The sequence below is a fragment of the Pedobacter sp. B4419 genome (genome assembly GCF_059693725.1).
Genome location: NZ_JCASSL010000002.1, coordinates 207218 through 219555, shown reverse-complemented (window position 1 = coordinate 219555; position 12338 = coordinate 207218). Strand labels below are relative to the sequence as shown.

The following is a 12338-nucleotide window of genomic DNA, read 5'->3' as shown; positions in this document are numbered from 1 at the left end:
TAACTTTGTTGTATTCAGATTATTAGAACTCTTTAATCCCTTTAGATATGAAAAATTTCTTAAAAATAACCTTAGTAGCTGCGCTGTTATTCGTTGCTTATGGTGCGCATGCAACAGATGATTTGTTGGTAAAAGTGAAAAACAGCAACGAAAAGTCGGTGAGCTTCTTTTTAAACGAGGCCAAGGTAATGAACGTTGCATTTTATACCTCAAGCGATGAGGTGATCTATCAGCAAAACGTACGTACTACCGGAGCGGCAATCAAAACTTATGATTTGAATGCTTTTCCTGATGGCGATTACAAGCTTAAAGTTGAGGCCGATCTAAAATTGACAGAATATCAGATCCATATCGAAAATGGCAAAGCGGTATTGTCTAAACCGGCGGTAACCAATCTTTTGAGCGCTGCTTTGACCAGAGAAAAATCAATCGTAACCTTAGACCTAAAAAATATTGCAAAAGAGGTGGTTGATTTGCAGGTTTTTAACGAATATAACGATCAGGTATATAGCGAAAAGATCTCTGAAAAATCTGAGCTTGTTAAGAAGTTTGATATTGCCCAGGCCAATGCCAGGGAACTGACCTTCGTAGTAAAGACAAAAAACAAAGAGTTTATGGAAACCTTTAAGGTGAAGTAAGCTTAATAATAAGATTATATTTGGTTTAAGGGAGGCTGGTTAGGGTCTCCTTTTTTATTGGAGTTTAGTGAAGCATCACCAAGATTGGGCCATGTGTTTTAAAAGGCCTTTTCTGTTTTTGCATTAAAGCTTTGATTTTAAGAAATATATTGCTACATTTGCGTCCCGTTTTAAAGCGGAAAAGAGATTAAATCACAAATCAATTAAAAACAACAATGAATCAGTACGAAACTGTTATCGTTCTTACCCCGTTGCTGTCTGAAGAGGTTGCGAAAGAGGCAATTGCCAAATTCACCAAGATCATCACAGATGGCGGATCCGAAATTATCGCAGAAGATAATTGGGGTTTGAGAAAATTAGCGTATCCGATTGAGAAAAAAGCAAACGGATTCTTTCACCTTACAGAGTACAAATCTTCAGGTGAGATTATTAACAAGTTAGAGCTAGAATTAAAACGCGACGAACGTGTTTTACGTTTCTTAACTGTAAGATTAGACCGTCATGCGGTTGCCTACAACGAGAAAAAACGCAGTGGCGCTTTTAACAAAAAACCTAAGAAAGAGGAGGCTGCAGCATAATGGCAAAAGATCAAATTCAATATGTTACCGCTCCAAAAGTGGACGATAACAGAAAAAAATACTGCCGTTTCAAGAAAAATGGTATCAAATACATCGATTACAAAGACGCAAACTTCTTGTTGAAATTTGTTAACGAACAAGGTAAAATTCTACCTCGCCGTTTAACAGGTACTTCGTTGAAGTTCCAACGTAAAGTGGCTCAAGCTGTTAAGCGTGCCCGTCACATCGGTTTATTGCCTTTTGTTACTGACCAATTAAAATAAGCGCAGAGAAATGGAAGTTATTTTAAAGCAAGATATCAAATCACTAGGTGAGAAAGATGATATCGTAACGGTAAAACCTGGTTACGGACGTAACTATTTAATTCCGCAAGGCTTTGCTCAATTGGCTACGCCATCTGCTAAAAAAGTATTGGCAGAGAATTTAAAGCAAGCGGCTTTTAAACAAGATAAAATTAAGAAAGATGCAGAAGGTATTGCTGAGCGTTTAGCTGATGTAAAACTAAGCATCGGTGCTAAAGCTGGCGAAACCGGTAAAATCTTTGGTGCAGTAAACACCATCATGATTGCCGATGCCTTGAAAGCTAAAGGCTTTGAAGTAGATCGTCGCAGAATCACTTTCGAAACTGAACCTAAAATGGTTGGCGAGTACATCGCAAACTTGAACTTGCACAAAGAAGTGAAAGTGAAAGTTCCTTTCGAAGTAGTAGCTGAATAAGCATTACAGATCATATAAAAAAGCCCCGGTAATTTACCGGGGCTTTTTTTTGCCCATTGCTGTTGTTGGTGTTCTTCACCAACAATAGCGGTAAATTTATTTCAAGGTACTTCAATCAGGATTCTAAGTTTGGTCCAGATTCTTGGTTCTTTTCTTGTTGGTGAAGAACACCAACAAGCGCTTTTGCCTCTAGTTATTTCTTTCGACCCTTGCTCAAGTCCAATAACTGGATATTTCTAAAGTCTACAGGTTGGCCTTCGCTCTGCAGGGCAATAAAGCCACTGCTTAACAATTTGCCATCAATTTTTATTTTGGGATCGTACCTGTTGGCTACACCTCCACCAATTTGTGGCTTGCTGTATTGCAACACGGTATCGCCATTAATGATGTGGGTAACGAGCGAATCGCCCAGTACAATGAGCTCTGCCTTTACCCATTGATCGCCATCGTAGGTTTTTGAACGCGAATCGATGCAATGCGAGGCTGCCAGCTTGCCTTGGTAAACTACATTGGTGCCTGGCGAACACATGTTGCCGGTTGGTCGAGGCTTGCCATCGCCCAAGCCACCCAAAAACTGCATCTCGATAGAAATTGGCCAATCTTGTTCCTTAGGCATCGTTTTAGGATCTTGGGAATGAAACATTAGCCCGCTGTTGCGTAAAGTATAATCTGGTGCACCTTTTTGCAGTTCGCCAACAAAGCGGTATTCCAGTTTTAAATGATAATAAGAAAAAGGTGTTTTGTAATAGAGGTGGCCAAATTGATCGTTAAAATCGCCATATTGGTCATAACGGACTTTGATCAAGCCATCTTCAACCCTAAAAGTATTTCCAAAATTCTCGTTGTACTCGTGGTGGTGGATTTTTACATTCCAGTCTTTAATGTCTTTTCCGTTGAATAAGGAAATCCATTTGTCGCTTTTTGGTTTTGCCGTTTTGCTAAAGCCGGAGCCAAGCATGAGGCAAATGCAGCCTAGGCCGATTAGTTTGTTCATAGGGATTAGCATTAGTTGTTTTTCGACAACAAAATACAATTAATGCCGTAGATATGCTACTCGGCATGTCTTTATTTTTCAACCAGGCTTAGCCATGTACTGACGATCTCCGTCAATTCTTTTTGGTTCGCCTCAATGGCTGCCAAGTCTTCGAAAACAATAGTGCGTCTACCATCCTTATAATCGCCAGCTAATAAAGGACTGCTGATTTTGCTTCCGCTTGGGAAAACCAATAAAATACGTCCTTTGTGCAGATTGAAAACTGCTATTTCGCGTTTATACTCCTTGGGATCAAAATCCTTCATCATGCCATTGTAGTAAAAGCTGGGGTGGTTCCATTTGATGCGTTCGCTAACATCTGGGCTTGCCGCTAGCATAATCTTTCTAATGGCGTTCATACACGCACCCATTTCAGATGCCAAATCAGCAATAAAAGTGTTAACCTGTTCTTTGTCACTAAGCTTAGCTTTGGCCATTGGTATCAAGATTTAAATTTTAATTGTGCATCGGCTAATGCCTGACGCAACTTGGGCAAAGACCCATGCCCAAAACCGTGCAGCTTTAAGAGCGTTGCTTCTGTAAAATCGGCCAATTTTTCCAGGCTGTTTATGTTTTGTGTTTCCAAGGCTCTTCTTGCAGGCGCACTGAGCAAAGCCAAAAAGCCATCTTTAGGTTTGTTTTCGCGTTCACAAATAGGGCAGCTAGGACAGTCGCTCGACTTATAAAACTGATGTCCCTTGCTACAGGTTTTGGGCTGAGGAGTTTTCATGCGCTTTGTTTAAGGAAGAAATAAATCGATTTAAACAGTTTTTAACGAAGATAATGTATATTTAGCAAACCTAAACCAAATTACAAGGGCATGTCTATTTCATGCTCTATTAATCTATGAAACGCATATTTATTCTTTTTTGCTCGCTCTGTTGTGTAATGCAATCGGTTGCACAGCCATTGCCTTATCGAAATAAAAATCTTCCAATTGAACAGCGGGTAAGCGACCTTTTGTCGAGAATGACACTTGAGGAAAAATTCTGGCAACTGTTTATGATCCCTGGCGATTTGGATAATGCCAAGCCTGACCAATACAAGAATGGTATTTTCGGCTTTCAGGTAAGTGCAGGTGCCAAGGGCGATGCTGCAGGGCAACTGCTCAGCTATAATACCAAAGAGAATGCACAGCTGGTCGCAAAGAAAATCAACAGCATCCAAAAATATTTTATAGAGCAAAGCAGATTGGGCATCCCTATTATAGCTTTTGACGAGGCTTTGCACGGCTTGGTAAGAGATGGTGCAACAGCTTTTCCGCAGTCTATTGGGCTGGCTGCCACTTGGGATACCACGCTGATGCAGCAAGTGGCTACTCAAATTGCGAAAGAAACCAAGCAAAGAGGTATTCGCCAGATTTTGTCGCCCGTAGTGAATATAGCATCCGATGTACGCTGGGGCCGAACAGAAGAGACCTATGGAGAAGACCCTTTCCTTTCGTCGGCGATGGGAGTAGCCTTTATGCGATCGTTTGAGCAAATGGGGATTATTACCACGCCCAAGCATTTCATCGCCAATGTAGGCGATGGGGGCAGAGACAGTTATCCTATCCATGCCAATGAACGTTTGTTAGATGAAATTTATTTGCCCCCATTTAAAGCGGCTATTCAAAAGGCAGGTGCGCGCTCAATCATGACAGCCTATAACTCTTTAGATGGAACTGCGGCCTCTTCCAACCATTGGCTGTTAATGGATAAACTGAAGAAAGAATGGGGCTTTAAGGGCTTTGTGATTTCTGATGCCAATGCCGTTGGTGGCGAAGTCGTATTGCATTACACGGCTAAAGATTATGCCGAAAGTGGGGAACATGCCATCAATAATGGTTTGGATGTTATTTTTCAAACGGATTTTGATCATTATAAATTATTCATTCCCGCCTTTTTGGAAAACAAAATCGATACAGCACGATTGAATGATGCTGTGAGCAGGGTTTTAAGGACAAAATTTGAACTAGGCCTTTTTGAAAATCCTTATGTAAGCGAAGATTTTAAGGGGAATGAACTGCGTCAAGAAAGCAAGAAGATGGCTGTAGAATCGGCCAAGTCTTCTTTTGTGTTGTTGAAGAACGAAAATCAGCTGCTGCCAATTACAGCTAAAACAAAAACCATTGCTGTTTTTGGAGCCGATGCCAGCGAAGCCCGTATGGGTGGCTATAGTGGCCCAGGCACCGATAAAGTAAGCATTTTAGCGGGCATTAAACAACGGGCAGGCCAACAGGCCAAAGTGGTCTATGCCATCGGAGCCGATCGTACTGCAACTGATCATGTGGTTGTGCCGGCTACTTTTCTCAAAACCGCTGATGGAAAGCAAGGCCTTAAAGCCGATTATTTTGGCGACCTCAACATGAAAGGCAAGCCGACCATGAGCAGGGTAGACCAGCAACTTGATTTTCACTGGACCTTGTTTTCGCCATCACCAGAGTTGGCACCAGATTTTTATGCCGTGCGTTGGACGGGAACTTTAACTGCTCCAGCAACTGGTCGCTTCAAAATTGGTTTGGAAGGTAATGACGGTTATCGCCTATACATTAACGATCGATTGGTGGTTAGCCGTTGGGAGAAGCAATCCTATCATACGGAGCTAAGCGATTATAGCTTTGAAAAAGGGAAAAACTATGCGATAAGAGTTGAGTTTTTCGAAGCCAATGGCGATGCAACCATTAAATTAGTTTGGAATGTAAATGTTAAAAATAATTGGAACGCAAAAATACAGGAAGCCGCTGCTTTGGCTAAAACCGCTGATATGGCCATTGCCGTTGTAGGCATTAACGAAGGCGAATTTAGCGATCGAGCCCTGCTTTCCCTACCTGGCCATCAGGAAGAATTGATCAAAGCTTTGGTCGCTACTGGCAAGCCTGTAACCGTAATTTTAGTGGGAGGCAGTGCCGTAACCATGAATGGCTGGGCCGACAAGGTCAAAGCGATTGGCTGTGCCTGGTATCCTGGCGAAGAAGGCGGGCATGCCATAGCCTCCGTGCTGTTTGGCGATTATAATCCTGCAGGGCGTTTGCCTATCACTTTCCCTCAGCACGAAGCCCAATTGCCATTGGTCTACAACCATAAACCAACAGGCAGAGGAAATGATTATAACAATCTTTCTGGTGTACCTCTTTTTCCTTTTGGCTATGGCTTGAGCTATACCAGTTTCGAGTATGGCAATTTCTCTCTGAGCAAAAAAGAGATCGCCAAAACCGATAGCACGACACTTTCTTTTACCTTAAAGAATACAGGAAGCAGAGATGGAGATGAAGTGGTACAACTGTACATCCGCGATTTGTTGTCCTCTGTAGCCAGACCGGTGATGGAGCTAAAAGGCTTTCAGCGCATTCATTTGAAGGCAGGTGAAAGCAAGCAGGTAACTTTTAACATCACACCAGAACTGCTGAGCATGCTGAACAAGGAAATGCAGACAGTGGTGGAGCCTGGCGACTTCAGGATTATGGTTGGCGCCTCTTCAAGAGATCTTAGACTGAAAGGAAATCTACAAGTAAAATAAACTATATCTATGAAAAAAATCATCTTCATCCTATGCTTAGTGCCTTTTGCAAGTTGGGCACAGCCAAAAATCAAACCTGCGGATATTGAAAAGAAAATGCAATGGTTTGCCGATGCCAAGCTAGGCATTTTTATCCACTGGGGGATTTATTCGGTAGGCGGTGTTGACGAAAGCTGGAGCTTTTACAACAAGAAAATCAGCTATGCCGATTACATGAAACAATTGGGCGGTTTTACGGCCAAGAACTATGATCCGCAGGCCTGGGCAGACCTGATTAAGGAAAGTGGTGCCAAATACAGCGTAATTACCACCAAGCACCATGATGGAGTGGCCTTATGGGATACCAAGGAAAAACACTATGACGTAGTGAACAATACGCCGGCCAAACGAGACTTGATCAAGCCTTTTTTCGATGCCTTGCGGAAAGATGGAATCAAATGCGGTGCCTATTTTTCAATCTTAGATTGGAGCCATCCAGATTATCCAGGCTTCCTAAAAGACAGCACCCGTTATAAAATAGAAGATGACTATTCGCGCTGGAACCGCTATCGTTCTTTTTTTCAAAACCAGTTGAGGGAATTGTCGCAAAACTATAATCCAGATTTATGGTGGTTTGATGGCGATTGGGAGCATAGTGCAGAAGAATGGGAATCACAAAAAGTGAGGCAGATTTTGCTGAAAAATAACCCAAATACGATCATCAATGGTCGCTTGCAGGGTTACGGCGATTATGAAACACCTGAACAGAATTTCCCGGTGAGCAGGCCAGCCTTTAATTGGTGGGAGCTGTGCATGACCACCAACGATAACTGGGGCTATCATTTGAACGACAGCAATTGGAAAACACCTTACGAGGTGATCAGTATTTTTGTGGATGCGATATCAAATGGAGGAAATTTGTTGCTGGATATTGGTCCAAAAGCCGATGGAACCATGCAAGAGGAACAAGTTCATATTTTAAAAGAATTGGGCAAGTGGAATAAAAAACACGGAGAAGCGGTATTTGGTACAGTAGCTGGCTTGCCACAGGGCCATTTTTATGGGCCTTCTACCTTATCAAAAGATTCCACTACGGTGTATCTGTTTCTGCCTAGCAAAGTATCTGGTCAAATTACCATTCGTGGCTTACAGAATAAGATAGAGAAGATTACAGTAGTAGGCAACGGAGCTACACTGAACCCTAAAATTGTGGGCAAAATTTCGTGGAGTGCCGTGCCAGGCTTGGTATATATTCCGGTTCCTACAAATGTGCAGGATGAGTATGTAACGGTGCTTAAGGTTAAATTAGACGGTCCTTTAAAATTATACAAAGGACACGGGGGATTATAAATTCAAAGACTTACGAAGTTTTAAAGGGCGTAGCCTTCAACTTTACCATTGAAAACAAGATGATTAAAGTTAAGCTTCGTAAGTTTGTTGACCACCTACAATCCTACAGATTTAACTCGCGTTGAATCTTTTTGCTGAGCATGGCCGCGGCTATCGCATATGATTCGTCTATCCATTGATAAATTTGTCGGTCGGGGATACTGCCATCTATTAAAATGCGGCTCCATTTCCGGTCGCTATAATAGGCTGGTTTTTGCAATGCCGGATATTTTTCGCGAAGGTCGTCTATGGTTTCGGGGTCGCACCTTAAACTGATGCTATCGAAAACTGTAATGTCTGTGATGGCAAATATTTTCCCCACCACTCTAAATATCAAATCATTGGGCACGTTGGGAAAAGAGAAACTTTCAGTTACCTGTTTCTTGTTCAAGCAATAATCGCGAAAGGTTTCGATATCCATATATTCTTATGCTGGTCGAGATATGCGTCCAATCTAAATAGACGGCACACATATAACTTAGTTTAGGCCTGCCTCTTGTGTTTTTTGAATTGCTTTACGATCGTTTCTTTCAACGTTTCAAAGTTGTATTGTAAAGCATTGGAAGAAATAGAGATGGGCGTGCCATACATTTTCATATTGCCCCGCATCATTTTTCGCTTAAATACATTGGCTCTTTCCAGGTATTTTTCAGGATTTGAAATATGAATGAGTATAAAATTGGTCGACATGACCTGCTCCGTCTTGATATCGGTAATATCTTCCCAATCGATTAACCCAACGCTCACACCGCTCGAATTATCGGTGATCCCTTCTTCATCCAGAATAAGTCCAGCTTTATGGTCTAGCAATTTTCTTAGCCCTATTATTCCGGTAGTTCCGAAAAAAAGTACACTAACGATACCCACTATCTTCATCCAGTAAGTCCTAAAATAGGTTTGTTTATCTGCTCCATAGAAAAAGATAAGCAATCCGGCAATGATAAAAAAGGCAGAACCCAAAATCATCAGCGTTATTTTCGCTTTGCTAAGAGGGATTTCAATTTTGTTCATTTCTCTATTAAATTAGCCTAATTTATAAAAATCAATCGATAAAATACTTTATTCAATTTCTTTACCTTTGTGCCCATGGCAAAAAGAAAAGCGAAACCTACTACTGGCCGAGGCAAGCCTTCGTTAACGAAGCGCATTGCTCTTATAACAGGAAAAATTGTGCTTTGGTTTATGTTGGTAACGGTAATTTGGGTCTTGGCCTACCGTTTTATCAATCCGCCAATTACTTTGCTCATGGTGCAACGCAATTGGGAACGCAAAGCTGACGATAAAACCGGTAAGATTGAAAAGAAATGGGTGAAATTCGAGGATATTTCAGATAACATGAAAAGGGCAGCCGTTTCTGCCGAAGACCAGCTTTTTTTAAAGCACATGGGTTTTGATATCAATGCCATAGAAAAAGCCTATGCAAGCAATGCAAAAGGCAAAAAGGTAAAGGGGGGGAGCACGATATCGCAACAGACAGCCAAAAACGTATTTCTCTGGCCTGGAAGATCATGGGTTCGCAAAGGGTTTGAAGTTTATTTTACCTTGCTGATCGAATTGTTATGGAGCAAAGAACGCATCCTGGAAGTATATCTTAACGTCATCGAGATGGGTGATGGCATTTATGGAGCTGAGGCTGCCTCACAGGCCTATTACCATAAATCGTGCAAAAACCTAAGCAGGGCCGAAGCAGCTTTAATTGCCGCCTGTTTTCCAAATCCATTGAGGTGGACACCTAAAAAGCCAACGGGTTACATCAGGCACCGTCAATATTTGATCATGCGTAATATGCGTAGGTTGGGACCGCTAGATTTTTAGGTAAGCGAATACTGCGTATTGCGTACGGCGTAGTGCGTATTGCGAAATGTAGAACGCATTAGATTTGGTTGTTAAAGATGAATAGTGTAAGCGGTCTATAAAGCGTCTCAGGATCTATACCTAATGCTTAGATTAACTTTTCAACATTACAACTTTTCAATTCCATCCCTCTTCCATTTACCCTCTTACCTCTTCCCTTTTACATTTTACCTCTTCCATTCTTCCCAGCTAGTCATGGTTCTTATTCCACCTGATTTTTAGCTTTCCTTCTTCATCAACTGCTTTGAGGTGCAATACAATTCCTTTCATCCGGTTTTGCTTTTTCTCGTCTGGGTCGGTTACATATTCATCTTTCTTTGGGTTTCTCAAAGGAATATCCATCGCAATGTCTGTTCCGGCACTTAAACCGTAAACGCCTTTAACGTTGAAATTGAGCACGCTGCTGTTTACTTCCATTGGGCTGATGTATATTTTATCGCCACTTAAGGTCAGAACACCATCCAGCTTGTCTATGGTTACATTAGACATATTTCGGTTTCTAAATGCAAATTTGCCTACTTTTTCAAGAGGCTCGAATCCAATCAGGGCGGCATTGCTCAGGTTATAGTTTACCTTGCCATACATGGAACGTTTAACAATGGTTCCTTTATCGGTAATGCCACCACTTGCATTTACCTTGGCAGACAAAAAGCCTTTTAGGTTGCTTGAAGTAATAGAAGTCTGTCCAAAATTTTCGAAGGCATAAAAGAAATCCTTCACGCTTACCCTGCTGATTTTCGAATCGATGGTAAACTTATTGATGGCACCTTGTTGCTTGATATTGCCGCTGAGGTTCAGGCTCCCGCCTGCATGGTTTACGCTGATTTTATTAAAGAAGACTCCATTTCCCTGCAAAGCGATGTTAGCCACCAGGTTTTTCGCGATAAAACGGTTATAAATGGCTTTATCTACATTGAGGTCTATCTGTATCCGCGCAGCTTCCAAAACGGCGCTCAGCTGGTCTGAAACTTCCTTAATCGAATTTTTGGTGACGGGTTTGCGCTTCACTGCTTTCCTTGGTCCCAAAAACGGCATAAACTCGCTGAGGTATAACTGCGGACTGCTCAGTTTCAGGTTTACTAAAATCTTCTCCGGATCTGTATAATAGAAGTTGAGGAAGTTCTGTATAGAGCAATTCATATTCAATATACTTTTGCCCAGCTGAAAGCGACTGTTCGTGATGTTCAAGTCCTTTTGGTTAAAGTTGAGCACCAAAGAACTATTTACCAATTTCATGTTGCGGGGGATATAGGTAATATCTGCATTCTTAATGGCCACGCTGCCGGTAAGTACAGGCTTGGTAAACCTGAAATTATCAATATCTGCTTGACAATATAGCCTCACATCGGCGGTGCCATTCTTAAAGCTAAAGGTCTCTCCGCCAATCGAGCTGTTTAGTTTTTCGAGCGGAAACTGCGAGGTCACAAATCCCGTAGCCAATGGCCTAGACAGATTGGCTACCGTAAAAGTATCTACTTTGATCGGAGCATTGTAGTAATCGGCGCTTAGCGCAAAGAACTTAATGGTCGAATTTTCATCGCCAATAGGTCCGTCAACCGTATCCTTATTGGTAAAGGTGCCGATGAAATTACAATTGGTCAGTTGCCCAGATGGGATGGTAACTGTATTGTTTTTAACCGTCATGCGTACATTGATCAGCGGATCTTTATTCACCTTATTGCCATCATCGATGATGTGTCCAATTACGCCAATAGGCTGGTCTATGGTAAATTTAAGCAGTTTAGAAGAAATATTTGGCGACAAGAGCATTGCGATATTCTTATACTGGATCTTATCAGCCCTGATGTCAATGGCAAAAGCAGACTCGTTTTTGGCCAGGTCTATTTTAGCCCCGATATAAAAGTCATCGCCACCAATTTTAAGCCTTTCGGGATCAATGGTTACCGCTTTGGTTTCGTTATTGTAATGGGCAATTAAGGTGCCTTCGAGCGCCTTGTCTTTCAAAAAGCTTCCTTTTCTTGTATTAAAGGCAAAGCTTTTGATCATTGTTTTTAATTTCAGGTTGCCGTTCCAGCCCGAATCCGGATAATCGATTCTGCCCTTCAGCTCATCTACCAAAAAGTGGAAAAGCTTAAAACGGCGCTGGTTATCGATTACTAAATTCACATTGTTAAAATCGACCTTTCTGATTTGAAAATCGGTCTGGTCTTTTTTGTCAGCGGTTTTAGGCTTGCCCTTTGATTTGAACATGCTGGTATTGCTATAGCCAGAACTATCGGTATAGAGATAAATGTTCGAGTTGTTGATGCCGATCTTGTTGATTTTGATGCTTCCCGCAATAAGCGAAAAGATATTTAGCGATACATCAATATCGTTGGCATTGAGCAGATCGTGTTTATGCTGGTTCCATAAACTGTCTCTCAGCTGTACTTTTTTAAGCGATACCGATACACCAGGAAAGCCTTTGAGCAGGGTAGTTTCCATGCTGCCCACATTGATTTTGCCATTCACATTGGAGTTGAGTTGCTTGAGAATGGTTGCAAGAATGCTTTTGTTGTTATGGTTGATGTAATAGGCAGCTCCTAACCATACCAAAATGATCAGAATAAAAAACACAGCCAATACCTTCAGGGAAATTTTGAGCCAGCGTGACATAGATAGATTTGTTGATTCTATTGAATATAACAAAAA

General features: G+C 41.7%; 13 protein-coding genes. 7 read left to right on the top strand and 6 right to left on the bottom strand.

Going from position 1 to position 12338, the window contains the following annotated elements; translation table 11 throughout:
- Positions 1–47 precede the first annotated feature (47 nt).
- The 4 genes from AC570H_RS12610 to rplI all read left to right on the top strand — a co-directional run bounded on the left by AC570H_RS12610 (position 48) and on the right by rplI (position 1933).
- Positions 48–638, top strand: a complete 591-nt coding sequence (locus AC570H_RS12610) for a hypothetical protein (RefSeq protein WP_497355309.1) — start codon at positions 48–50, stop codon at positions 636–638.
- 215 nt (positions 639–853) lie between these two features.
- The gene (rpsF, locus tag AC570H_RS12605; protein ID WP_497355307.1) at positions 854–1216 is read left to right on the top strand and encodes a 30S ribosomal protein S6; all 363 of its coding nucleotides are present in this window, start codon (positions 854–856) and stop codon (positions 1214–1216) included.
- Positions 1216–1479, top strand: a complete 264-nt coding sequence (rpsR, locus tag AC570H_RS12600; protein ID WP_199140649.1) for a 30S ribosomal protein S18 — start codon at positions 1216–1218, stop codon at positions 1477–1479. The genes rpsF and rpsR overlap by 1 nt, the downstream gene beginning before the upstream one ends.
- 10 nt (positions 1480–1489) lie before the next feature.
- Entirely contained in the window at positions 1490–1933 is a 444-nt protein-coding gene (gene rplI / locus AC570H_RS12595) for a 50S ribosomal protein L9 (RefSeq protein ID WP_497355305.1), read from the top strand.
- A gap of 193 nt (positions 1934–2126) precedes the next feature.
- Here the strand turns inward: rplI and AC570H_RS12590 are convergent, their stop codons facing one another.
- The 3 genes from AC570H_RS12590 to AC570H_RS12580 form a co-directional block, all read right to left on the bottom strand.
- Entirely contained in the window at positions 2127–2927 is an 801-nt protein-coding gene (locus AC570H_RS12590) for a 3-keto-disaccharide hydrolase (protein WP_497355303.1), read from the bottom strand.
- A gap of 71 nt (positions 2928–2998) precedes the next feature.
- Positions 2999–3403: a DUF1801 domain-containing protein gene (locus tag AC570H_RS12585; RefSeq protein WP_497355301.1), complete on the bottom strand. Its 405-nt coding sequence runs from the start codon at positions 3401–3403 to the stop codon at positions 2999–3001.
- Between the two features lie 5 nt (positions 3404–3408).
- Positions 3409–3696 (bottom strand): DNA-directed RNA polymerase subunit alpha C-terminal domain-containing protein, encoded by a 288-nt coding sequence (locus tag AC570H_RS12580; protein WP_497355299.1) that lies wholly within the window; start codon positions 3694–3696, stop codon positions 3409–3411.
- 116 nt (positions 3697–3812) lie between these two features.
- Here AC570H_RS12580 and AC570H_RS12575 point away from each other — a divergent pair, with 116 nt between their 5' ends.
- Entirely contained in the window at positions 3813–6464 is a 2652-nt protein-coding gene (locus AC570H_RS12575; protein WP_497355297.1) for a glycoside hydrolase family 3 protein, read from the top strand.
- A 9-nt stretch (positions 6465–6473) separates the two neighbouring features.
- Positions 6474–7793, top strand: a complete 1320-nt coding sequence (locus AC570H_RS12570; RefSeq protein WP_497355295.1) for an alpha-L-fucosidase — start codon at positions 6474–6476, stop codon at positions 7791–7793.
- A gap of 103 nt (positions 7794–7896) precedes the next feature.
- Here AC570H_RS12570 and AC570H_RS12565 read toward each other — a convergent pair whose 3' ends face one another.
- Together AC570H_RS12565 and AC570H_RS12560 are read right to left on the bottom strand one after the other, a co-directional pair.
- Entirely contained in the window at positions 7897–8253 is a 357-nt protein-coding gene (locus AC570H_RS12565; protein WP_497355293.1) for an MmcQ/YjbR family DNA-binding protein, read from the bottom strand.
- A gap of 62 nt (positions 8254–8315) precedes the next feature.
- Positions 8316–8843, bottom strand: coding sequence for an STM3941 family protein (locus AC570H_RS12560; RefSeq protein WP_497355291.1), 528 nt, complete (start codon positions 8841–8843; stop codon positions 8316–8318).
- A 75-nt stretch (positions 8844–8918) separates the two neighbouring features.
- Between AC570H_RS12560 and mtgA the strand changes: the two genes are divergently transcribed.
- Entirely contained in the window at positions 8919–9647 is a 729-nt protein-coding gene (gene mtgA / locus AC570H_RS12555) for a monofunctional biosynthetic peptidoglycan transglycosylase (protein ID WP_497355289.1), read from the top strand.
- A gap of 228 nt (positions 9648–9875) precedes the next feature.
- Here the strand turns inward: mtgA and AC570H_RS12550 are convergent, their stop codons facing one another.
- Complete coding sequence (locus tag AC570H_RS12550; protein WP_497355287.1) at positions 9876–12302, bottom strand: AsmA family protein; 2427 nt, start codon at positions 12300–12302, stop codon at positions 9876–9878.
- Positions 12303–12338 lie beyond the last annotated feature (36 nt).